The 24,323-nt window shown below is 34.3% G+C and carries 17 protein-coding genes; 5 read left to right on the forward strand and 12 right to left on the reverse strand.

Annotated features, from left to right (window positions below):
• Window positions 1-25: 25 nt before the first annotated feature.
• The 3 genes from UABHE_RS29785 (at window position 26) to UABHE_RS29795 (ending at window position 6,766) form a co-directional block, all read left to right on the forward strand.
• Entirely contained in the window at window positions 26-4,576 is a 4,551-nt protein-coding gene (locus UABHE_RS29785; protein WP_372367021.1) for a hypothetical protein, read from the forward strand.
• Between the two features lie 82 nt (window positions 4,577-4,658).
• Complete coding sequence (locus UABHE_RS29790) at window positions 4,659-5,456, forward strand: hypothetical protein (RefSeq protein WP_372367022.1); 798 nt, start codon at window positions 4,659-4,661, stop codon at window positions 5,454-5,456.
• A 539-nt stretch (window positions 5,457-5,995) separates the two neighbouring features.
• On the forward strand, window positions 5,996-6,766 hold the full coding sequence (locus UABHE_RS29795; protein ID WP_372367023.1) for a leucine-rich repeat domain-containing protein: 771 nt from the start codon (window positions 5,996-5,998) through the stop codon (window positions 6,764-6,766).
• Between the two features lie 88 nt (window positions 6,767-6,854).
• Here the strand turns inward: UABHE_RS29795 and UABHE_RS29800 are convergent, their stop codons facing one another.
• From UABHE_RS29800 to UABHE_RS29855, 12 genes are all read right to left on the reverse strand, one after another.
• Window positions 6,855-10,784 carry a tetratricopeptide repeat protein gene (locus tag UABHE_RS29800; RefSeq protein ID WP_372367024.1) on the reverse strand — a complete coding sequence of 1,310 codons (3,930 nt, stop codon included), beginning with the start codon at window positions 10,782-10,784 and terminating at the stop codon, window positions 6,855-6,857.
• Between the two features lie 405 nt (window positions 10,785-11,189).
• Window positions 11,190-12,035, reverse strand: a complete 846-nt coding sequence (locus UABHE_RS29805) for a hypothetical protein (RefSeq protein WP_372367025.1) — start codon at window positions 12,033-12,035, stop codon at window positions 11,190-11,192.
• 124 nt (window positions 12,036-12,159) lie between these two features.
• Window positions 12,160-13,155: a S1C family serine protease gene (locus UABHE_RS29810; RefSeq protein ID WP_372367026.1), complete on the reverse strand. Its 996-nt coding sequence runs from the start codon at window positions 13,153-13,155 to the stop codon at window positions 12,160-12,162.
• A gap of 18 nt (window positions 13,156-13,173) precedes the next feature.
• Window positions 13,174-13,728: a hypothetical protein gene (locus UABHE_RS29815; protein WP_372367027.1), complete on the reverse strand. Its 555-nt coding sequence runs from the start codon at window positions 13,726-13,728 to the stop codon at window positions 13,174-13,176.
• A gap of 32 nt (window positions 13,729-13,760) precedes the next feature.
• A complete protein-coding gene (locus UABHE_RS29820) occupies window positions 13,761-14,327 on the reverse strand; it encodes an RNA polymerase sigma factor (protein WP_372367028.1) in 567 nt (188 codons plus the stop codon).
• Window positions 14,328-14,522: 195 nt separating this feature from the next.
• Window positions 14,523-15,602 (reverse strand): PDZ domain-containing protein, encoded by a 1,080-nt coding sequence (locus UABHE_RS29825; RefSeq protein ID WP_372367029.1) that lies wholly within the window; start codon window positions 15,600-15,602, stop codon window positions 14,523-14,525.
• A 362-nt stretch (window positions 15,603-15,964) separates the two neighbouring features.
• Window positions 15,965-17,470, reverse strand: a complete 1,506-nt coding sequence (locus UABHE_RS29830) for a YifB family Mg chelatase-like AAA ATPase (RefSeq protein WP_372367030.1) — start codon at window positions 17,468-17,470, stop codon at window positions 15,965-15,967.
• 78 nt (window positions 17,471-17,548) lie between these two features.
• Window positions 17,549-18,025, reverse strand: a complete 477-nt coding sequence (locus tag UABHE_RS29835; protein WP_372367031.1) for a hypothetical protein — start codon at window positions 18,023-18,025, stop codon at window positions 17,549-17,551.
• Window positions 18,015-18,782: an alpha/beta hydrolase gene (locus UABHE_RS29840; RefSeq protein ID WP_372367032.1), complete on the reverse strand. Its 768-nt coding sequence runs from the start codon at window positions 18,780-18,782 to the stop codon at window positions 18,015-18,017. The genes UABHE_RS29835 and UABHE_RS29840 overlap by 11 nt, the downstream gene beginning before the upstream one ends.
• Window positions 18,783-18,789: 7 nt before the next feature.
• A complete protein-coding gene (locus UABHE_RS29845; protein WP_372367033.1) occupies window positions 18,790-19,593 on the reverse strand; it encodes a GNAT family N-acetyltransferase in 804 nt (267 codons plus the stop codon).
• The gene (locus UABHE_RS29850; protein ID WP_372367034.1) at window positions 19,586-20,638 is read right to left on the reverse strand and encodes a DUF3419 family protein; all 1,053 of its coding nucleotides are present in this window, start codon (window positions 20,636-20,638) and stop codon (window positions 19,586-19,588) included. The genes UABHE_RS29845 and UABHE_RS29850 overlap by 8 nt, the downstream gene beginning before the upstream one ends.
• Window positions 20,619-21,326: an iron-containing redox enzyme family protein gene (locus tag UABHE_RS29855; RefSeq protein WP_372367035.1), complete on the reverse strand. Its 708-nt coding sequence runs from the start codon at window positions 21,324-21,326 to the stop codon at window positions 20,619-20,621. The genes UABHE_RS29850 and UABHE_RS29855 overlap by 20 nt, the downstream gene beginning before the upstream one ends.
• Before the next feature lie 216 nt (window positions 21,327-21,542).
• Here UABHE_RS29855 and UABHE_RS29860 point away from each other — a divergent pair, with 216 nt between their 5' ends.
• Together UABHE_RS29860 and UABHE_RS29865 are read left to right on the forward strand one after the other, a co-directional pair.
• Window positions 21,543-22,271 (forward strand): O-methyltransferase, encoded by a 729-nt coding sequence (locus UABHE_RS29860; protein ID WP_372367036.1) that lies wholly within the window; start codon window positions 21,543-21,545, stop codon window positions 22,269-22,271.
• A gap of 330 nt (window positions 22,272-22,601) precedes the next feature.
• Entirely contained in the window at window positions 22,602-24,320 is a 1,719-nt protein-coding gene (locus UABHE_RS29865) for an ABC transporter ATP-binding protein (RefSeq protein ID WP_372367037.1), read from the forward strand.
• Window positions 24,321-24,323 lie beyond the last annotated feature (3 nt).

Genomic DNA, 24,323 nt, shown 5'->3' on the forward strand with positions numbered 1-24,323 from the left:
TCTATTGTAAAATAAGGAGCTGAGTGTGCCATTTATACTTACTCTTATAGCTGCTATTTTAATTATAATCGGACTATTCTCTCAGTCGATAATCACTGTGATTATATTGGGAATTTTTTGGATTATAATTACCCAAGATTTTTCACAAATGCGCTGGAATATAAAAAGTATATTCAAACGTATTTTCTGGATATTAATATTCGGAATAACAATTTCTCTTACTTCTGAAATTAACTACGTAATTTATTTCTTGATATTCTTTTTTATAAATCGCTTCGGAATGGTTCAGCATACTTCAAAATACAGGTCGCTATCAATAATTGTATTTATCTGTTTATGTACGACAATACACCAAATATCAGTACTTGTTTTAAGTGTATACTGGTATTTCTTTTACCGTCACCACCAAGTAGCTAGCTACTTGTCACCTCAACAGCCAAATAGATATAAAATAAATCTGTGGTTAGAGATGAGCTATTATTTTTCTATGCTTGCCTCCATTGCCTGCGCAATGCCAGCAGCGTCGTATTCTTATTATCGTCATGATTATCATCCCTCATTTAATATAGGGCTACTTTGTTGCTTTACACTTTTGTCTGTCCTTGCATATATCAAGCGTCGACAATCCAAAACTGAAGCGGTTTGTTTAGAAGTTGAAAAAGAGCCATTAGAAAAACCGCACCAATCAGTGGAAGAAATGATTCCAGAAAGTGCTCCTGAACAAAACCAAAGAGAAATAATCCAAACAGCAATTCTGAAACAAAGAGAAACAAAAATTGCAACAAAAGCAAAGGTAGATCAAGCACGACAAAAAACAAAAGAATTCTGGCAAAAAACCGCTGAATTCATAAAAGGTAATATAGCAAACATCTTACTTTTGTTCGGAATGCTATTTATTCTTACAGGACTTGTCACATTTCTCAGAAGTAACTGGCAACAATTCAAATACATCATTTTTGCCTGCTATTGTTTATTCACACTTGGTTTATTTACTGGTGGTTATTATTTATTTCGCAACAAAAAACATCTGCAAAAATTATCTTTTGTTCTTTGTCTTTTGGCGACAATATTTTTTCCTTTTGTTTTTTACTTTGCAGTAAAAATAGGACTTCTCCATGATCACGGTAATAAGTACACCGTATTTTGGCTAACCACTTTTATTGCCGCAATACACAGTTACATATTCCGTAGCGCTTCCTTTACAACTTTGTCAACTATTTTAACTGTACCTTCTCTCTTTTTAACATTACAAAAATTTGCAGAGCCATACTTTGAAATATACGCTTTTTTCTTTGCGTTACTAGCCTTATTGCAGTTTGCAATACATTTTATTGTGCAAGACAACAAAAAATGTAAGTGGACACTCATAGTTTCCGCAAATGTTATCTTCATTTGTTCCGCAATTGCTTCACTGCTGTTTTGGGACACATATATATTTATGGCTATCATGTGTTGTGGAATTGGCTTTTCGTTATGGCAAATTCGTACAACCATTACCTCTTTAAATGCCTATTTTTATGGACAGTTATTAGCAATAACAAGTTTAGGGCTCGCAATTTCAGTATGTTACGCTGCAAATCTGTCTATATTTTGGATTGCCATACCTACTGTTAGCGTAGCTTTTTTATTAACATACACACAAATAGGAACAAAAGAAACCCATCTTGCCTTACACCATAGTGGTTTTATTACACCTATTATTCTGTTTTTTATATATGTACATTATGGCGCTTACAGTTCATATGATGGCCAGTGGCCGGTACTGATTTTTTCCATTATTTCATCATTGGGATACATAAGTCGCAATACAAAACTACAACGACAATCTATCAGTTACTATGCAATTGTTTTTCATTTACTTGCTATCGTCGAAATACTAAAAATCCTTGATTTGGATGTTCATATATACTCTTGTATATTTTTAGTGTGGGCAACAATCGCAGCATATATTAGCACAAAGAAAAACAAGCAAGAATGGATAACAAAGCCGCTACAGCATTGTTCTTTATGGATTATGCCTCTCACTTTATTATATCTCATAATGTGGGGACATGACTTTTACTACAGCCACTTTTTTACAATGTGTATTATTTTATTAATGACAAGTGTCTTTTGTATCTACACGGCAATACTACTTCGCAGAAAAGATCTTGTTGCTGCAGGAGTAGCTGTGTTTATTACATTATGTACAATCGTCCACAATTACCACGACTTCGCTTTTCATTACTTATCATCGTTTCTAGTTTTCTTTTCTATCATAGCGCTATATGTATCGCGGATATGTACAAAAAGGTACAAAATCAATATTAGCGAAAATCTACTGAGTTTTATACTCATACCAATTGTCACCACCTTTTCTCTTATATCAGTATCTATGGCTATAGGAAATGAAGTGTGGGAGATTCACATTGTTCTTATTCTTTCGGTATTGTTCTTTGTAGCTAAATATTCTTTACATCCTCACAAAATAGCTGCCACAGGTATACTTTTGTATCTCTCTTTGAGTTATTTTATGCTTACTTGCAATGGCCGATCATTTTTTGATTGGGGAATCTATTTCTCCATTTTTGCTGCTGTGCTTATGATAAGTACAAAGTATCTTTTAGATAAGTTAGCAATTATGATTGAAAGATATGCATATGTACTCTTCATTATTTGTGGTGCGCAATTTTTGGCGTTCATTCGATTTTACTACAATGAAAACATTTTTTTTCCAGTAGTACTTGTTACTTTGAACGCAATTCTTGCTATAAGTAATACCAAAAAATGGTTAATATATTCTTTTTTTGCAAATATGTATGCGCTGTATTTTTTCATATTACCGCGCAATTTATTTGCTTTTGAATACGCGCTATTTTTTATTCCACTAGCCACAGTTATTTTTTCTAAACACAAACATTTTCCACAACAATGGATTCGACCTGCTTGGCAAGTAACACATGCAACAATATTGTTTTTCTTAATGTTGCCAATAACGCTTCCTGGAATGGTTCCATCAGCAGCAATTTCAATGTGGGTCATTGCTTTGGCATTTGTATTTTACTTTGTATGCTTACATCATGAAAAAAAACCACTATATAGCTATATAAGCACTTCGCTATTTAGTGGATGCGCACTTGTAGCACTCTTCGCTTCTAAGTCGCTTTGGGGAGCACAAATTGCCTTAGCCATGACAATCATTAGTGCACTTATCACAGCTATTGGTTACTTGGTATTACAAAAGCAACAAAACATTGCTAAACCTATCTTTCATATCGTTACTTTCAATATAATACTTATTGCGTCAACACTTGTTTTTATAGGAAAAATAGACTATCCAACACTGTTTAGTTTATTACTCTGTTCAATAGTAGCGGCAAGTATTGTTTACAGTAAAACAATTCCAGCATACTACAATAGCATATGCGCCTTCTTTTCTATGGTGCTTTTTGCTTTTGCAAACTACTTACTCATCGAAAAAATAGATTTGGCTCCTTTAACAAGTGGCATAATAGTCATTTCTCTAGCATGCGCGCATTTGATTTTAGCGAAAGTCTTTCGCGAAATACCTTCACTACAAAAATCGTTTTTTACCGCAGCGATTCTATTGCCTTTGTTGTCATTGTTACATGCTCATAACAGTATTCACATTACGATGTTAATGCTACTCACTTCAGGTATTTACCTGATGATTAGCTACAAAAATCGCGACGTATTTTTTGCACAACTTGGTTTTGCAACAGCCTTAGTAGCATGCTACTCTTCTGTAGCGTATATTTCCTTTGATTATGAAAGCTTCATGGTTTTATCCATTACTATGGGAATTGCTCTAGCCTACGCAAGTCACTTTATGCCAAAACCGTTTAGTGATTATGCTGCCGACCCACTTACAAAAATTGCTTACAGTAACTATTTAGTTTTTGCAGGGTTATTTTTAGCAAACACCAATAACCCTGTGTATTTTACGGCAACTCTCGCAATTGTTAATAGTGTTGCATTTTTGCTTTTGTATCTAAAAACCCAAAAACACTTAGTTCTTGCAAGTGGCTCTTTTGCATTTTCGTACTATGTCATGCTCTTTTCATGGGCGACCTCCGTGTGGGAACTATACACTGTTCCTTTGGGAATGATTGTGATTGCTTATGCTTTTTACTTACACAAAAAACACAGCTTTGTTTACTATAAAGATGTGCTGTTTGTAGGTTTATTGCTTATTTTTGTGCCAACATTCATACAAAGCTATCACGGGTGGTTCGATCATCTTTACACCTCTGAATTTACCCTTGACAATCATCTAACACATTCATTTTTTCTGATCATTGAGTCGATTGTAATTTTATTGTTTGGTGCATATCGCAAAGAGCTTTTATTTTTCTTTACTGGACTTACATTTCTTTTAGCAGATATAGCTTTAGTGTTATTCACATATATAAACTTTGGATCTATTCATCAATCTGTATGGTGGGCCAGTCTCGGTTTCATTTGTCTCTTTTCTTGGATCATTACGGAGTACAAAAAAGAGTGGTTACAAAATATAAGTAGATACATAAAAGATTCAAAAAACAAATGGCAAGAAGATCTCAAGAGCTGGAATTAAGATTTAATTGTTAGTAGCAATAATTTTCGACAAGTAGAGTAAAAATCTACTTGTCGTTTTACTTTATAATGTAGGAGAAAAAATGAGTGATTTTTCAAGTATATGGAACAAGGTAACAAAATTACTCCAAGAAGATTCATTCACAAAACGCGCAGTTACTGCTTCAAGAGTTGCACTTATTGAAATGGCAAATGCTATCGGCCCGCAAATGCGACTAATACACAGTAGCACATTAGAAGAAATAAATTGCTTACCGCGAAGCAGTGAAAATCATAGTGTCGGGGCTATTGAAGGAATTCGTCGCTTTGGAGCTTCTATTACCGAAGTTTTTATGGTAAGCCATCGCTGGTTAAATCCATCCTTAGATTCAATTTCATCTCATCCTGATGACAACAATAATCGCAAAGCACTGGCGATAAATGAATTTAGCAAGTGGCGAAAAAAATGGGTAGCAGAAACTCACGGATTTACACCTGAAATTTTTTATTGGATCGATTACTGCTGTGTTGACCAAGATAATCCTACAAATGAAATGGCGATGCTTCCATTGTGGGTTGCTTGCTGTGAGCGTTTTCTGAGGATAGAAACAAAAGATTACGATGAACGTACATGGTGTCGTATAGAGCCAATACTTTCTCACGTTTTTTCATTTGCGGACCACGAAACCATTATAAATTTAGACTACAACTGTAATTGGCCGCACACCGGAAAAGAAACAACAAGAATACTTCTAGATCCACAGCAAGGAAAACTCACAAATCCTCAAGACATGGACATTGTGTTACAATTACTAGACGCCACTAAAAACGTAAAACCAATGCAAAAGAGTAAAGAAAAAGTGGCTTTAGGAAAAACGGAAATCAAATGCTTTGTTTTATAAAAAACAGTAACACATTAGTATAATATTAGGGCGTCATCATTCAAAATATTGTGTGTTTTTTCGAGCCCGAGCCCGTTTCCGAAACTTTCACTAACAGTTTATCAAAGAAGCAAAGTTTCTTTTTCCATCGCAAAAAACTAGTATTGGCGTATCATTAAATGAATCCGTTATATTTTTATCTGTATTGAATGATGACACGCCCTAATACAATAGTTTTTCACAAAAACGGAAAAGAATAACAAGAATTTATTATTACTAGACAAACACTATAGTTTGTCGTCTTACTTACTCGAAAACCATTTGCCTTCTACACAAAATAAATAAAGGGAAATAATCTGGAAACCTTTAAAAGTAAGTCATTTAAGATCATAGAAGATAACACAAGTTACTATGGTTGCGTATTCTATTTGAAGGATATTTCTTACGCTGTCAAAAATTCAAAATTCGACAACTGCAGTTTTAGAAACTATTCAAAATTTCATTCTCTTGATGGATGTATTTTTAACAATTGTAGTTTCTCAAAAAATTTTGAACTCTTCTTGAAATCTTCGCCTTCTAAAAAAATTCCACCTTATGTATTTCAACTAAAGTCTCTTAATAAACTGTCCCTTAACCATTCGCAAATGGCTCAAATTCCAAAAGAAATTGGCAAATTAAAAAATCTCAAATATTTATATTTACGAAGTAATCGTATATCAGAAATTCCACAAGAAATTGGACAACTTCAACAACTTATTTGCCTAGAGTTATCATCTAACAGAATATCTAAAATTCCAAAAGAAATGAGTCAACTTCGAAATCTTAAAGAATTAGAACTATCATCTAATCAATTCACTGAGTTTCCAAAAGAAATCATGGAATTTTCTAAATTAACTCATTTGAATTTATCATACAACAACATAAATACAATTCCCAAAGAGATCAATTTACTCAAAAATCTTGTTGTGTTAAAATTATCACGCAACAACATATCTAAAATTCCAAAAGAAATAGGTGAGTTATCACGGCTTTCTCTGCTATGTTTCACCAACAATGAAATACTAGAAATTCCTTTAGAGATTAGTAAACTACTCAATCTTACACAATTAACTCTCAACAAAAACCAAATACGCAAAATTCCAAACGAAATAGTTCTACCAAAACTTTGGTATTTACGTTTAGATAATAATAATATATCAAAAATTTCAATTCATCAATTTAGCCAATTTACTCATCTACAAAAACTAGAATTATCTCACAATAATTTTACGCATTTCCAAATAAAAGAAATATCAAAAAGCATGCCGAAGTGCGATATATTATTCAGATAAAATCATTAAAATGAAAGGCTTTCGCCAAAAATTTACTCTTTTTGGGAAATTTTATTTCGAACGCGTAAAATTATGATCAAAAATTTACTTACACAACAACTAATTGATAACTATCATAGATTTTATAACTACGTTTATTCATCTCTTCCACAACAACATACAATGTCCCTACTCCACAAAGCAACGCCTTGCATTTTATTTCTAGGTCATTTGTAGAAACCGGCCAGTCAATATTTCCACTGCGAAAGTTACCGGTTTTAGGATCGCGAACCACAATATTTCCAGGAGTGTAAAGCGAAATTTTAGGGTATTTGATCTTTTTAATATTCGCTCTAAGGGTAAAATTTTTGCCCGGTTTCAAAACGTTAGTTTCTAGCATGCGTATTGAAAATTTACTCTGAACGACATCACTAAGAGCTTGGTGTTCCACTACGGTATTTTTTCTCTGCCAAGAAACCTGTTCATCTTTTTTTGTCATTGCATACATCAGTTTCATGTAAGCTATATCAGCATGTATATTTCCCAACGAACCATTTTGCCATTTGTCGTTAATATACTTAAGTGTGTCTTTAGCTAACGAGTGATTACAATGATACAACGCATTTGCAACCCACACCGTACAGGTAATATCGTCTTTGAAATTCTTTCGACACCATTTTGGTCCTTGTTGTACGTTTTTTTCTAAATATCTAATCGCTTTTTTAACATTAACATCGTGTAAAATGCCTCCTGCTGCTGAAATAGGGCAGCGAATTTTTTGGCGAAAATCAAGAGAAAGGAAGAGTAAACGATTATCTACCAAATTATTTTCTCGGCATTGTTGTTGCAAACGAACAGCAATATCTTTCACTTCCTTAAACTTCGGAATTTCCATATAGATAGAAAGATAAAGCAGAGTAGATAGAACTAATTCAGGTTGTTTGCGAAAATTTATTTTTTGTAAATTTAGCTCTTGTTGCAGTAGAAAAATAGATCTCTCATATTCGTCATTTGCTTTTTCTATTTTGCTCTCTGTAGAAAATTTATAAAGAACAGCTAATCCATATAGTTTTGCAGCTACATGATCAAGACCTAAAAATTTATCCCTATTTAATTCGCGGGCGATTTCGCTAATAACGCTATAACCGTTGCGATAAACACGGACATCAGGTGTAATATTGTCAGGAGTTACTCTTTCAAAAATACTACAAGTATCTTGGTGTACAAGCAGCGACTCAACTTTGTGTACCTGTTGTTTATTTCCAAGCTTTAGAGTAAACACATCTGGTCGCGAAACTTTAATAACTGTAGTATTTTGCTCGCCTTGCTCTATAATTCCTTCACCTTCTGAGCTAATTGTAAAAGGCAAGATAATCTGTGAGCAAAATCCCACTGGCACTTCGTAAAAATCTTTTTCTCCAATTTTTGATGGAAAATCACCACTAATTGTCGTTGAATTTTCTATACGCACTGCAATTGTTTTTTCAGTAAAAAAGTGCCCATCACTTGCAAAAAAAGTAAACTTTTGTATTCCCTCGATAGGCATTGCCTTGAGTTCAACCTGTAAACTTTCTTCAAATTTATACCTGCCAAGGTAAGAAGAGTAGTGTTCATTCGCGTTTAAATTGGTCGGTAACATTCCCGAAGCCAAGACTTCAAAAGGCGGCATACTCAATGTGTTATCGCGCATAAGTAACTGATCTTTTAAAGAATGAAAAAGAATATTTTTATCGCGAGAAAAAATATAAACTTCTCCTTGAAAACAACTGTCAATATCAACAGAAAATTTTAGATTTGGTTCTACAATTTCGGGAAAGCCAATCACCAGTTTCGGCGGTATAGAAAGCATTGGAAACACAACTTCTTCTCCACGTTCTTGTGTAAATCCTTTCGCAAATCTTGTTGCAGAAAAGTAAGCGCCACTTATGAACTTAGGAAGACATATATCTAAAATAGACGTATTATTACGTCGATAAATATCGAGCAAATCTTGTCCCAATGGCTGTGTAACTAGGCTTATTTCCTCGCGTTCCTTATTGACATCAATATCTAGTTTCTTTTCTGTAATATTATACTTGTAGCCCACCTTCGCCAAATTTTCGCAAAACTTATCTTGTATTTTTCTCCATGAAGCTGTTTTTTCCGTTTTTATCGCAACTACCCACGATTTATCACTGATAGTAACAAATGCATAAGCATATGGAGTTATTAAAGAAAGGCAATTCCAAACACAGCGAATCTGATTATTTTTTAATTGAATAGAATCAGCCACATTACGCTTTTGCGTATAAATATCAAATAGTACAACCTCAGGTGTTTCTTCGGTAGCGTAACCCCACGCATCAAGAGCAGAAAACGTGACCTGCAAGGTACCAGACACCCATTTCTGGGCTACGCATGTTACTTTTAAATCTTCAGCATCGCTCGCCACAAGAGTTGTAATAAGGCTTTCAGTATCTTTAGTGCGTACTGTTGCTTCGTATATTCCCGTATCAGTCAGAGTTTGTTTGACAATGCCAATACCTTCAATTTTGATATTTGAAGTACTATACTCTTCGCCATTTTTTTTTATCTCAAATACCATACTTAAAGAGCGTGAGCTAAATACAATAAAAACAGCAACGTCATTTTTTTTATAAATAAGAGCACTACTTGTGATAAGAATAAACTCTTTTGGAAAGTAAAGCTTTTCTCCTTGAAAACGCAAGTGATTTTTGGTCCAAGAAAAAATATTCGATACTCGGTAACCGCAACGCAAACAAATCTCTAAATTTTCTTGATAATAATTACACACAGGACATGTAGATTTGCACAAATCAGTTAATACATTTTGTAAAGGAAACTTTTTCGCGTTTTTACACAAACTATCAAGCGTCTCTTTAGAATTTTCCTTTACATTTATCCGCGCGTTCCACTCTATGATTTGGCCCTCTAGTTCAGGATACTTATCTTGTGTTTGCTGTAGAATTTTTTTGCTTTTCGAATATTGTTGTAAATAAAAATAGCAAATACTTTGCCCTAACAAACTCTCACTCTCATTTTCTTTTTGAAATTTTTTATAGCCTTTCAACGCTAGTTTTGGCAACAATTTTTGCAAGAATTTATTTAGCGAAAAAACGGAGTACATATCTTTATTAACAGAAATAAGCCATCCAAAAAATTTAGAAACAGTCTTTGATTTTATAGTTTCTGATGAAGAATCTAAAAAAATTAGAATCATTCTTTCTATATCTTTAGGCTCTGGTTTACTAATGGCATAGCAACACTTAGCAGCATAACTCCAATGTCCACCACACGCGTATAGACTTGCTAAATCAACATAAGAGCAACTACCACATTTAAACAAATATTTTGCGTAAGCAAAAAATGCCTCTTGGTCCCAAGATTTTTGTAAAATATCAGCTATCACTAACTTTTCAGGGGAACTTAACGGGTGACTATATTTTACAAGTAAATGACTTTTAGCTAGCGTTTTGAAATTACGTTGAGGTAACTGTAGCAGTAAACTAATTGCTGCTGTTGTATAAATACCACCGTATTGTCCTAATGCAAATAAGTATTTTTCTGCTTGTGAAAAATAACGTACGTGAAAATAAATAGTCGCCAATTGAAAATAAACAACCGGGTCTCCTTGGATAGGTAAAAGAAGACTCTCGGCCGACTGTAAGGCGTAGCGCCAATCACGTTCAAAGATATGAGACCACATACGATGTTTTACTGAATTTGGGGTGAAATTTTCTTGCAGTAATTCCCAGTTAACTTTACGAAATATAATACTTTCTGCGTGATGTTCAGAAAGAAATAAAACCAAAAAGTTATCAAGGTCTTCTTTGTCGAGCTGTTCAATAATTTTCAGGCTTCGAAAAGATTCAAATGGGGAATGAGGGCGAGTTTTTAAACTTCGCAAAAGTGAAACAATTTCTTTATTATGAACAGAAAAATCAATAGCTTTATAACACTCTTGTCGTGCTAAAGTAAAGTTATTGCCGACATAATAATGACTTATTGCTGAGAAATAAAATTTAATTAATTCATTCATAACTACTTTGGCCAAAAAAAAAACGGTAGGAAATAACCTACCGTAATTATAACAAAAACCAAGTTGTAAAGAATGCGTAAAAAAATAATCTACAAAATTTTGTCAAAAGTGTTTTAGGGCGTGTCATCATTCAATACAGATAAAAATATAACGGATTCATTTAATGATACGCCAATAGTATTGAGCCCGAGCCCGTTTGCGAGCCCGCGCCCGAAAACTTTTTGAGAGCGACAGAAAGTGATTTATTGGTTCAATACTAGTTTTTTGCGATGGAAAAAGAAACTTTGCTTCTTTGATAAATTGTTAGTGAAAGTTTCGGAAACGGGCTCGCAAACGGGCTCGGGCTCGAAAAAACACACAATATTTTGAATGATGACACGCCCTAGTAAATTCGCAAAAAGATATTTACTTTACGAATTCAATTGAAGTTACTTTACCACGTCTTATTATTGATATGATGTTTTTTTGATTGTGTTCTAAGCGATCAACAATTCTCTTGAATTGTAAAGGACTAGTAACGTACTCTCCATTTACTTCTAAAATTAAATCCCATTTCTTAAGGCCAATATTTGAAAAACGACCTTGAGAAGAAACCTCTTTTACAAGTATTCCTTGATTTTTCTTAAGTTGTAACTGTGTGCGAATTGCTTCATCAATTTTTTGTAACTTTAAACCAAAAATAAAAGCTTTTGTTCGTTTATTATGTTGTCTTCTACCTTGTGGAAAAAGACCTTGCCATCTCTTACGCATACGTTTGAGGTCTTCATCATTATCAGAAAAGAATCCTTCCCACTGCCGTTGAAAACCTTCTACATCTTCGAAAAAATCTTTTGGTATAAGCTTAAACTTTCGACGCTCTAAAAATTTAGGCCAGTCACCATTTTGAAGTAAATCATCTACATTGCCTGAAAAACGAAATTTAAACCGAAATCCTGGCCCCTTGTATTCAAATTCTTTTGCAAAAGGTTTAGTTTTACTAGGCTTCGTTTTCTTCGGCTGTTTCTTCACAATGCGCTTGATAATTTGAGTAGCGCGCCATGAAACTTCTGGATCTGAGTGATTTTCTGCTTCTCGGAGAAAAGACAACCCTTGTTCTCCTATTTCTACCAATTTTTCCGTAGCTTGTTCGCGAACTTTAAACTCGTTACTACCTAATTTTTTAATCCACTCATGAATTTCTTGTTCTGAAATATCATTTTGTGCAGAAACCACTACAGCAAAGATACTCAAAACCATTACTAAATACTTCATAATATCCCTCCTAACAAAGCTTCGTTTTAACCGCGTTTTAAGAGATGTTGAGAAAAGTCTCTATTCGCAGAGTTTTAACTTTTGACATGTTCTAACTGAAAAAATAAATACTCTACGATGTTGCTTAAAAACTTTGTAAGGTAATCTTTACAGTAACAACCTGTTTGTCTTTTTTTGTCACCTTGAATTCTATAACATCACCTGCTAAAGAATGATAAACAAAACTGACAAGTTGTCGTGCATTCTTTATAGAAGAGCCATTGACTTCTTGTAGAGAATCTCCTATTTCCAAACCCACTTTTTCTGCAGGAGAATTTTTCATAACGTTAGTGATAACAACACCACCTTGAGGCTCATCTTTAACATTAACACCTACTTGTCCGCGCTTAACCTCATTATGCTTTATTAAGTTATCACAAACCCAGTAGACAGTGTTACTTGGTATAACAAAATTAATTCCTTGAGGTAATACCATTGCATTCCCCATCGATTGAGAAGTTCCGAGAGTAGAGCATATAACTCCAACAAACTGTCCCTTCGAATCGACAGCTAATCCACCTGCATCACCTGGATTGATAGCTGCTGTTGTTTGGATAAGTCCTAGTAACAAACTGTCGTCAAATTTTACAACTCGTTCCAAACCACTAACAATGCCCAAAGAAGGTGAATTTTGTAATCCATAAGGATTGCCAACTGATATCAAAAACGATCCTAAAGATAATTTAGAAGAGTCACCCTTAACTACACATGAAAAATGTTGTGCATTCTCTACCTTTATGAGTGCTAAATTGGTTACATCATCAATGCCAACTAATTGAGCAGGAAAAAGCTTTCCAGATAGTGTTGTAACACAAATTTCTTTTGTATTTTTTATGGAGCTAGCAATAGTTACAATGTGACCAGCATTATCCAGAACAACTCCAGAATGTTTTGAAAAATTATCATCTGAGTTGCAACTTTCGATACTAACAACACAGCTTTTTACGTTATCGACAATGTGTTTTACAGCATTTTCTATATCTAAGAGCGAAGGTGCTTTTGTTGTATTGTCTGTTTGACAAAAGATAGAGGATATCGAAAACAACAAGCACAAATATATATTTATGTTTTTATGTAGCATAGCTCTCCACCCCATTTTCTAAAATGCTGCGCTTTCAAGCCTACAATTCACTACACGATCGAGTTCATACGATTGTTTTTTTAAATCAATTTGCATGTCCTCAACATAAAGATCGACAGGCAACAAGCTATCTAAGTTAGAATCAGATGTCTTGTTTACTTGTCCCCAAAACCAGGCTTGAATTCCAACACTATTTTTCATTGTGGAGGAAGACGAATTATTATTAAATTCAAATGGTCCAGCAATAGCAGTAATAAACACAAGCGCACAAGCGATAGCAAAACCTCGCCGAAAGTACAAGTTAGGATAAGTTACCTTAGGAACATTTATGGCTAATTTTTTACTTTGTTGTTCTTTCATTTTACCTTTAATCTCACGCCAATAATCTTCAAAATTATCTTCTTTTAATTTTGTATCAACTAAAAGTTGAAGATTACCGCGATGAAATTCATATTTGTTCTGTTCCTGTTTGTACGATTTACTAATACGACGCCCCAAGCTTCTTCCAAGAAGAGGAAACTCGTCTTTTGCTAAACTCAAAGGAATAAATTTGCGAATAAACCATTGAAACATGTTTTTTTAACCCTAAAATATAAACCATCTGATTAGACTGGAGACTTAGACCCCTCTGTTTTTTCCCATATATCCTTAAAAATCTGCCTACCACGGAATAAACGCCAACGTATTGTATTGTGATTACAATTGAGAATATCTGCGACCTCTTTACAATCATAATCTTCAATATCTCGCAAAATCAAAATAGCTTTGTATTTAGGTGGAATTTGCTCCAAAACATTATAGATTTTTTGCAAAAGTTCCATCTTTTCGAGATTGACTTCATGATTGGGTTTTTCGTCACAAATCTCTCCGATATCTTCCGTTGAGATAGCACGATTCCGGTTTTTAAACCTACGAAGATGGTCAATGCATAAGTTAACAACTATACGATATAACCATGTATAGAAATTACTCATTAAATTAAACTTATTGATGGAGCGAAAAACTCGAATAAAAGCTTCTTGCGAAATATCGCGCGCTTCTTCGTAGTTGTTTACCATCTGATAAGCAATCCAAATCGCTTTGTCCTGGTACCTCTGAACAAGTTGCTTAAATGCTTCTTCGTCTCCTTGTTGGCACCTTTTGATTATATCTGTATCTTCTCTATCGGCCATGGTACTTTTCTATCTAGTAATAGACTGAATTAGTTAGTTTTACTACAAACCTCAAAGTAAAACAATCCTGTAAACGCGCCGGTTCAAAATAGCACGCTCACTTCATTTTATCGGATTACATGGGAAAGTAAAACGAAATTTAGCTCACAGTACAAAAGAGTAAAATTAATTAAGATATTTTCTTAATGTACTCTACTACTTTAAATCAATCACTAAATCTCTTTCCTGGCCTTTACTGAACAGCTTTAATTTCAGTTTTGTTCCTGATTTAAGTTGAGCGATAATTTTATGACCTTCTTTGCTAGAAACTATCTTTTGACCATTGATTTCCATGAGAATGTCCCACTTATTGACGCCAGCTTCCGAAGCTAAACCATCTACTTGAGAAACGACAGCACCATATTCGTAAGCATATCCTTCACGTTGCTTAAGTGGCTCAGGAATAGGAATCAATAAAATTCCAAGATCTAGAGCAGCATCATTCTCCATCAAATCATCAAGAAGATCATCTATTTCAGAGTCATCTTCCTCATCTTCCTCTTCTTCATCGTCACCATTGTTATTTGGCATCAAGTCTTTTAGAACATCTTGTAAATTTTTTCCTAGCTCCTGTAATGATTCTGGGTCTTTCTGCAAATCTTGTAACTGTCTGCGCAATTTTTTTTGCATGTTTCTCATCATATCGCGCTGCTCTTTAGGTAGATGTCCAAACATTTGCTCCATTTGTTTTTCTAAAAGATCGTCTAGCTGACCTCTATTTGAAAACATTTTTTGCAAAGGATTTTTAGTACTACTTTGAACTTTTCCACCCATTTTAACAGAAACTGTTGTTTTTTCGCGCTTACTGAGCAAAACAACTTCTATTGTAGAGCCTGGTTTTGCAACACTAACAAGTTTTTGCAATTGCCCTGGTGTAGAAACTTTATTCCCAGAAAAAGACAGAATAATGTCCATTTTTCCAATGCCAGCTTTTGCTGCCGGTCCATTATTTTCTACATCAGTAACTAAAACCCCTTCATTTGCCTCTAAATCGAGAAGTGTACGTAAGCCTTCACTAATTTCTTTTAAACTAGCACCTAAATACCCTTCTTGCTTTAAACCAGACAAACGACGATCAATTCTTTCAATCAACTCACTTCGTACTTCACCAAGTTTTTTATCTACTTCACCAATCATCTCCTGGCGAAGCTCTTCTTTGATTTTATCTAAAGAAGTATCTTCTTGGCAAAATACAATGCCAAACAAAAATATAAACAAAACATACATTCTGTACATTAACGTCTCCTTACATTAAATTTATGCTTCATAAAAAGCATAATAGAGGATAAAAATTGCAAAATTTGAATACCAAATTTAAACACGTATTTATCTTCTCAAAACCTATTACTAAGTCATGTCAAAACAAAAATTTACGACAAATATTAATATTCATAACAGGTATCTATAGTTAGTACGCATTTTTTTTGGTAATTGTTTGAATTATAAATAAATTTTTCTTAGAGTGTCTGACATTTAGGCTTTTATACAATATCAGATATTTTAAGCAGTAGAGACACTTTCACAGTAAAATTCCACAGCGGGGTTGAATAGTCTCTTGGGTCGAACAAATCTCAACGAATTACGTGAATCATTTTAAATTAAAATACATTGAGGTTTGATCCACTGTACCGATACTGTAAGGCTTCAGCTACATGCTTACGCTTAATTTCTTCGCATTCATCAATATCAGCAATGGTACGGCTAATTTTTAAAATCTTTTGGTAAGAACGCGCAGTTGCGCCAACAGTTGCTTTCTTCATTAAGTTTTCACCATCGTCATCCAATTTACAAAATTTTTTTATTAAAGTTAGTGGCATTTGTGAATTTGTTGTTATTTTGTAAGAAACTAAACGCCTGAGTTGCCGCAAACGCACTCTCGTGACAATCGATCTCATTTCGTCAGAGCTAACCGCGCTAGAGGCTTTCATCAAATATTGTTGATCTACACGACGCACTTTAATATGCAAATCAAAACGATCTAAAAGTGGCCCTGATATTCGCTTCTGGTAACGATCAATAGCATAAGAAGCGCAACGACATGTATTATGTTCATCTCCATGATAACCACATGGACATGGATTCATTGCCGCAACTAGTATAAAACTACATGGGAAAGTAACTTTTTGCTGTGCACGAGAGATAGTAATAACTTGATCTTCAAGTGGTTGACGCAACATATCAAGTGTTTTTCGTGCGAATTCAGGTAATTCGTCCAAGAATAAAATTCCATTGTGCGCCAAACTAATTTCCCCTGGTTGTGGAAAACTCCCACCTCCAACAAGAGCAACATTACTAATTGTATGGTGAGGAGCTCGAAAAGGTGGTTGCGTCAGCAAACCATTCGTTTTAAAATCAGCAACGCTATATATCTGTGTAGATGCAATAGACTCATCTTCGTTTAAACGTGGTAAAATTGTAGAAAACCGCTTGGCGATCATAGATTTGCCACAGCCAGGTGACCCACACATTAAAAAATGATGTTTACCAGCTGCGGCTATTAGTATAGCGCGCTTGACCATTTCTTGTCCGACAACATCTTTATAATCAACATTATATTTTACTTGTGTATCCGTAATAACTTTTTTTTCAAATTTCTTTTCAAAAATACGCGGTATATGCTTAAGAAAATTTGCCGCATATACATCAATTGCCTTGACAACAGCTGCTTCTTCTGCATTGCCACTTGCGCAAATCAAGTTTTTCATTCCAGAAGAACGTGCTGCCAAAGCCATGCTAAGTATACCCGGAACAGGACGTATTGTTCCATCTAAAGCTAATTCACCAATAATCACAGCATCGTTAAGTCCACCACTTTGTATTTGTCGGCTCGCAATAAGAAGCCCTAATGCAATAGGCAAATCATAACGTGGCCCTTGTTTTTTTATATTTGCAGGAGCTAAATTAACCAGAATTCGTGCATAGGGAAACTCGTAACCAGAATTCTGTATCGCTGTGCGAACACGGTACTTAGATTCGCGAATAGCAGGATCAGGTAACCCTACAATATCAAAACGAGGAAGTGCAGCACTACTTATGTCTATCTCTATTTCTATAAGAACACCTTCAACACCAACGACTGTCATACTCCATACTTTTGCAAGCATTCTATAACCTCTTTCAGATTTAAAATTTACGTATAAATATTATTCTGAAATATTATAGAACCACTTACGACATAATCATTACTCAATGACAACATTAACTCTTACACGTTTTAGTGAAATATAAGGAATAAGCAAACTATTTATCGTACTAACAAATAATAATCCAAACCCCCAAATCAACCAGTAATAATCATAAAAAAAAGAAAAATTTCGAAGGTTATCAATACAAAAAGCTACGATTGTAAAAAAAAGAGGTGTTAATATCAAAGTAAGTAGCAACAGTTTAAAAAAATACCAAACCCTATTTTGATCATTTGTACTATCTTTAAATGAGTAGAAATAAAGACATATAGAAGAAAAAAATAAAGCATACAGTACAAAAAACAAAAAACACACCATTAAAAATTCCGCAATACCAACCGCCGCACCTACGGAGCCAACACCATTACCTCCTTTTTTTAACGCAAGTGTTGCTAATAAAAGAAAAAAAATCGAAGCAAAAGGTAATATGTTAACAATCAAACATTTTTTCAAATCCAATTTTTTATTTATCATGATAGTATTCCTTTTTGATCGCACTATTGCAAAATTCACCCACAGTAGAAAAATACTGTGGAAAACACAGAATATCATTATGCCCAACTTTTTCAAATATTGCTATTTGCTTAGATTTACTTTTAGCATTTGTATAATTTTCTTGCGCTTCCTCTACACTAATAATACGATCCTCTTTACCATGCATAATTAAAAGGGGGCAATCAATATCTCTTATTTTTTCACCATTATCAAATATTCGTTCCTCTGGTGTCAGACGGTCAACTTGTAGTCCACGTCTTGCTGCCAAAGCGCATGGATCTCCGTAACCACTTTCAATAATAACGCCTTTTATTTTACTTGCCACAGACGATGATAATTCGATTGCTGCCGCGCTTCCGAGAGAACGCCCCATAATAAAGTGGTTTTTGTTTAATTTATTATGTTCATTTAGATATTCGTAAACTTTATGACTATCGGAAAGTAAATTGCGTAAAGTTGATCGGCCACTGCTCTTTCCGTAACCACGGTAGTCACAAACTATCAATTCACAACCAATATTTCTAAACATAGGTTCTATATCATCGTAGTCAGCAACAATTTCGCCATTACCATGAAAGTAAAGTATTGAGAAATGTGCTTGCTGATTTGGATAACGCCTAACGTGAATTTGAACATCTTGTTCAGCATTTACAAACATTTCGTCAGCATCTTGTCCACCACCACGGCGAGGAAAAAAAAGATTATTATTAAATATTTCTGAATCAAATATTGACATTTTTCACCTACACATCACTAGTTAAAATAAATTTCCAGTCACTTTTTATACGATGCCCTATAATACTTGCTGTTGCGGAAGGATTTAAACCAAGAGATTTAACCTCTAGAGATAAAGAGTCATCTTTAGGACTACAAAACATATGTACGTGCTCTGGCTGCGCAACACAACCATTCTCTGCACATTTTCCAAACTGAACGTGCAAAAGTGGCATTGGTTTTTGTGTACTTTGTAATACAATATCTTTTACACCCGTGTGAGAAAGAAATGATATTGGACCGCGATGTTTTTCAATAACTTCACGTGTGTTTTGTAACTCTTGATAGCTTAGACTATAAATCTCCAGTTCGCGTTGATAAGAAATCGGAATCCATTTAAAGCGGCACAAAATTTTGACAACGCGATTTTCTCCCTCGCTGGGATTCATAGAAATAGTGTAGCCGCGCATACTACGAAAATAATTAGGAAAAAATGCACTATATAACATATTTAAAGGAATGCGATTGCGACGAAACTCAGGGTGCACCTTAAGGTCACACAAATACCAGCACTTTTTTACCCGTCCCGAAAAATCAAATGGCACATAACGAATAATCCCGCACCCCACAGCAACTACTCTTCCATCAACAACGGCAGCATGATAAAACATACGCCCTAGTCGTTCAAAAAAACGAAAATAATCCTTGCCATGGTCTATCTGAAAAAAATCTTTTCCCAAAGGATACGTTGCGATTTTTTCAAGCGCAACAATTTGTTCTTCGTACATCGCTCGATTTTTTTCAGTAATTTTAACAACGCGCAGATTATTCATTGGCAAATCCTACAACAACTTCACTATAAAAATAGGAACGATCCGTTTCCCATAAATGTCTATTAAAATCATTATCGGTATAAAACGTACTTCCGACAACATCACTTAAAACGTGATCTCCATTCAAACGCCGTGTAATAATTGCTCCGTTTTCATACAAATGATTCTTCACAGATGCAAACATCTTTTTCATTTCGACAATTGGCATCCAGTCAGAAATGTTCGAGGTTTGAATAATATCCCATTTTTTTCCAATATCACTCAGTTGTGATAAAAATGTTCCACAGCGAAGTTGCAAACGTGTATCATTCGATGATTTAGACATTAGATATGGCGGAAAACCATTTTCTTCAGATGAATAGTTTTCTAGCCAAATTTGATCAACAAAATAGTTGCTTCTCTTAGGATAACGAAGTAAAGCTTTTGCAAAAACGTGGGAAAAATGATCAGCAAAAGATTTACTCATGGAGTAATCAACAGCAGCGCGACCAAATAATTTAGCTAGTTTTTCGCGCTCGAATACAATATCAAAACACCTTTGCCAGTTTTTATGGTTCACTGCTTTCTCAGGATCGTCAATAGCTAAGAATCCGATATGCTCTTTACACACACGCACAAGCTCACGAAACAATTCTTCAAATTTCCCAACGCGATTTACACCAAAGGCTATAAGCGACAAATTTTTTTGCCAATATTCTAAATCTTCTACGCTAAGATGGGAACAAAGTTTATCAAAAGCGCTTAAGTGCTCCTCTGCACTGCCATTAATCCCCAAACACAATAAAACATCTTCTTTTGACAAATGCCTTATTGCTACGTTACGCAATTTGATCAATTGTATTTGCGCGGGATTTGCATCAATACAATTTACAGTACCTACTTGCGGTAAATTCAGTAATCCTAAAGCGGTACACCCACCTGAACCAATAAGCAAAACGTCCAGTGGTTCTTTTTTACAATGAAATACACGCTCCACTACTTGATGCTCAACTAACGGATCTTCACGCACTTGACTAAAGGCAATATCACTTCCTGGCCATTTCACTTTTTACCTCTTCCAACATTGACAAGTATAAATTCCAAAAATAATAGCCACCTAAAGCCATTGCAGAAGCAATATCCTTAGAAGATTTATCCCAATCATCTACACAAATTTCAAACAGCTCTCGTGCATGTTCAACATCAATAACTTCGTGTGCAGCATAGTGCGATTGAGAATTAGGCAAGACCCACTTAGAAGTACTGATTTTTTGTGCAATTTGTGCACTAATATCAATATACAAGTATTCGATCATCCCAAGAAGTGCTGCTCCGCAAGCGCCTGAATTTGCCAAGCAAAAATTACGTATAGATTCATTAAATGCTTGAACTCCTAAATTACAAGGCAAAAGAAGTTGTTCTTCTCTAGCTCCTAGAGCTCGTAAAAATTCAAGGAAAGTATGTTTATGTGCTTTGCGTAAATCACCTCCGCCATGTTCCTCTTGGACGTTTTCTGCCAAATGAATTCGTCTTTCTAAATGACTAATTTTCGATAAACAAGCTGCTAGTGCACAAGAAAAAGATTCCACCGCATAACGAAAACTCAACTGCGATTGTAAAAAACTTTCACATGCAGACTCTTCGTGCATCCATAAGAAATACGGATGTTTCTTAAAATTGTATTGTTGTGCAACATATAGATAAGAATCTTCTAAACTATCAATTTCGTGAAGTTTGGTAATCAAAACAGGCATTATATTTCCTCTGACAAATTTTAAAACTTATAAAACCCGATCATCTTTCATCAACATTGTACATTGTGCGTCTTTAAATAACAATTCTAAACGACGCCTTTGTCATTAAAACAAAGCAAAACGTCATTACCTCACTTACTTAGGTCGTGGACATGTCCTAGTAGATTATGTTAAAGTTAAATAATAACGATAGTATTGAAACGATATGGAAAAAAAATGAAAAAAATAAAAAGTGTAATAAAAAATCTTATAACCACGATAGCATCTCCTGTAAAAACCCAAATCGTACGAGAGCTATCCGAACACATAACGAGAGTAGAACGAAACCTATATAGACAGTTAATTTTTCATCAAGATCTCAAAGAAAAATTGGGGTATTCAATTGCGAATACAAGAGGTTGGTGTATATCACCTGATATTGGTATTTTTCTCCTCGATCTTCTCGATCAATATTCTCCTAAATCAATATTGGAATTAGGCTGCGGAGCGAGCTCGCTCGTTATCGGATCTTACTGTATAAAAAATAGCGGACAACTTCTTTCCTTGGAGCATCAAATATCTCATTTACAACATGTACAAGCAATGATAGAAGAAAAAAAATATTCCCAGGTAGTTACCTTGGTTCATTCAGAACTTGAAAAACAAAAGTCATTATACTCGAGCCCTTTTTATTCGCCAAAAGCTCTTACCCAGCACGTATCTAATCGTTTTGACTTCGTATTTATCGATGGGCCTCCCAAACAACATGGAGAACAAATTAGAGGTAACTTTCTTCCTCTCTATCAAGAGTTCCTGCAGTCGAACTGTATTATAGTTTTAGATGATTATGTGCGACAAGGAGAAAGGCAATTCGTTAAAAAATGGCTAGAGCTAGGTTATGTTGAAATTGTTGAAGAGAATACGATATTGGAAAAACACGCTGTTGTTCTTAAAAGTCTGTTGTAGAAGAGAAAAAAATTACTTTCAATGATATTTGGCTTAAGAACAATATTTTCGATCTGAGATATTTATTTTATAAGTTAAATTCAAAACAGAGTTTTTGTTATTAACGATAAATACGAAGTAAGGTATTCTATCGATAGAAGCAAAGACTAGGAGGACGAAACTCCTAATTATAAATATAATCGTAATTCAATCACTATGCGATTTCTTTGGTTCAATATATACACTTTTAGGGCTATTGTTAATAGTCTTAAGTCTACAATAGTAGGATTTAAGGTAAATTTATGTCAAATTTTCGATTCTTATTGGACTTTCCAATTGTTAAGAGACATCATGCAGTACAATAAAATAACAAACACTTGGCACAAAATAAAAGAAATCACAACGAAAAAAGATCGTAAATACATTGTGTTTTTATGCCTTTTTTCATTCTTCGTTTCGATTATTGAAACAGTAGGTATTTCCTTGGTAATGCCTTTTGTTGCTGTTGCTCAATACCCCGAAAAATTTTCATCTAACAAATTTGTACTATGGTTAAAAAATACCTTGTCTATCGATCCAACGCAACTCGTTTTGTACCTTGGTATTTTGCTGATTATATTTTACGTACTACGCGCTTTTCTAAATATGCTCTATTATTACCTATTACATAAATTCAGCCATGACCAAAAACATAGGTTAAGCATAAACCTTTTTGCTCAATATTTAAAAATGTCATACAAAGACTTCACCGAACAAAATTCATCTATTCTAATTAAGAATATTATGACAGAAACTATTTATTCCACACAAATAATACTACACCTACTGTATTTGTTCTCCGAAGCTTTAACTATTTTACTCATCTATAGTATTCTCCTTTACCTAAACTGGAAAATTACTTTGCTGTTATCAACTGTGTTATTGTTACAAATTCTTTTTTTAGTTAAATACATATCTCCTTTGGTAAAAAAAATGGGAAGGCAAAGATCAAGCGCACAAAAACTATTTTCAAGATCTTTAAAAGATAGTTTTGCCAATTTCAAAATGCTCAAAATTCTATCAGTACAAGAAAAAATTGTTCAAGATGTTGAAAGCCTCAGTCGCGAATTATCAACAGCCTACACCATAAACAATAGTATAGGGGTCGTCCCTCGTAATTTTTTCGAAACAATAGGTATAGTTTCTGTAATTACTGCTGTTATTTGTTGTGCGTATATCTACGGAGAAATTTCATCTGCAATAGCCACCATATCCATCTTTCTTCTATCTCTATACAGAATACTGCCAGCATTAAATCGAATCCTTACTTCTTATAATCAAATACTGTTCATGTACCCTGCACTAGAAACTATCCACAATGAAGTTTCCCGCAAAACCACAAAAGAATCAAATACACAAATACATTTTGATAAGCAGATCGAACTAAAAAACGTATGCTTTCAATATAAGAACAGTCCACTAATACTAAAAGACATTTCACTTAAAATTGCTAAAAACAGTAAGGTTGCCTTTGTTGGAGAAAGCGGTAGTGGTAAGACAACACTTGTGGATATAATAACTAGCTTGCATATTCCGACCTCAGGAGAAATCTATATTGATGATCAACAACTTAGTTCACAAAACTATTCTAATTGGCGTCAAAAAATAGGATATATCCCGCAAGACATTTATTTGTTTGATGGTACTCTTGCACAAAATATTGCTTTGTGCTCACAGTTTCAAGAAGAAAAAATTTGCGAAGTTTTGCGCCAAGCAAATATCTTTGATTTTTTCTTTACCAGAGAAGGCTTGTCCACCAAAGTAGGTGATGGAGGAATAAAACTTAGTGGAGGACAAAAACAAAGAGTTGGTATTGCGAGAGCTTTGTACAATAATCCTGAAATTTTAGTTTTAGATGAGGCAACTTCAGCACTTGATGAATCGACAGAACAAAAGATAATCGATGAAATTTACGCTATTGGGAAAAACAAAACGATTTTCATTATAACCCATCGCCTAAGCACAATTAAAAATTGCGATATTATTTATAAAATCAAAGATGGAAAAGTACAACAAAAAGTTCACAGCTAGGAG

It is taken from the genome of Candidatus Uabimicrobium helgolandensis (assembly GCF_041508025.1).
Classification (GTDB): Bacteria; Planctomycetota; Uabimicrobiia; order Uabimicrobiales; family Uabimicrobiaceae; genus Uabimicrobium; species Uabimicrobium helgolandensis.

What these genes read in the sequence shown, in the direction of transcription:
- UABHE_RS29840 (WP_372367032.1), bottom strand. Translation starts at nt 18,782, where the DNA reads ATGTCAATATTTGATTCAGAAATATTTAATAATAATCTTTTTTTTCCT.
- UABHE_RS29805 (WP_372367025.1), bottom strand. Translation starts at nt 12,035, where the DNA reads ATGAAGTATTTAGTAATGGTTTTGAGTATCTTTGCTGTAGTGGTTTCT.
- UABHE_RS29810 (WP_372367026.1), bottom strand. Translation starts at nt 13,155, where the DNA reads ATGCTACATAAAAACATAAATATATATTTGTGCTTGTTGTTTTCGATA.
- UABHE_RS29860 (WP_372367036.1), top strand. Translation starts at nt 21,543, where the DNA reads ATGAAAAAAATAAAAAGTGTAATAAAAAATCTTATAACCACGATAGCA.
- UABHE_RS29830 (WP_372367030.1), bottom strand. Translation starts at nt 17,470, where the DNA reads ATGCTTGCAAAAGTATGGAGTATGACAGTCGTTGGTGTTGAAGGTGTT.
- UABHE_RS29790 (WP_372367022.1), top strand. Translation starts at nt 4,659, where the DNA reads ATGAGTGATTTTTCAAGTATATGGAACAAGGTAACAAAATTACTCCAA.
- UABHE_RS29800 (WP_372367024.1), bottom strand. Translation starts at nt 10,784, where the DNA reads ATGAATGAATTAATTAAATTTTATTTCTCAGCAATAAGTCATTATTAT.
- UABHE_RS29865 (WP_372367037.1), top strand. Translation starts at nt 22,602, where the DNA reads ATGCAGTACAATAAAATAACAAACACTTGGCACAAAATAAAAGAAATC.
- UABHE_RS29835 (WP_372367031.1), bottom strand. Translation starts at nt 18,025, where the DNA reads ATGATAAATAAAAAATTGGATTTGAAAAAATGTTTGATTGTTAACATA.
- UABHE_RS29820 (WP_372367028.1), bottom strand. Translation starts at nt 14,327, where the DNA reads ATGGCCGATAGAGAAGATACAGATATAATCAAAAGGTGCCAACAAGGA.
- UABHE_RS29845 (WP_372367033.1), bottom strand. Translation starts at nt 19,593, where the DNA reads ATGAATAATCTGCGCGTTGTTAAAATTACTGAAAAAAATCGAGCGATG.
- UABHE_RS29825 (WP_372367029.1), bottom strand. Translation starts at nt 15,602, where the DNA reads ATGTACAGAATGTATGTTTTGTTTATATTTTTGTTTGGCATTGTATTT.
- UABHE_RS29815 (WP_372367027.1), bottom strand. Translation starts at nt 13,728, where the DNA reads ATGTTTCAATGGTTTATTCGCAAATTTATTCCTTTGAGTTTAGCAAAA.
- UABHE_RS29855 (WP_372367035.1), bottom strand. Translation starts at nt 21,326, where the DNA reads ATGCCTGTTTTGATTACCAAACTTCACGAAATTGATAGTTTAGAAGAT.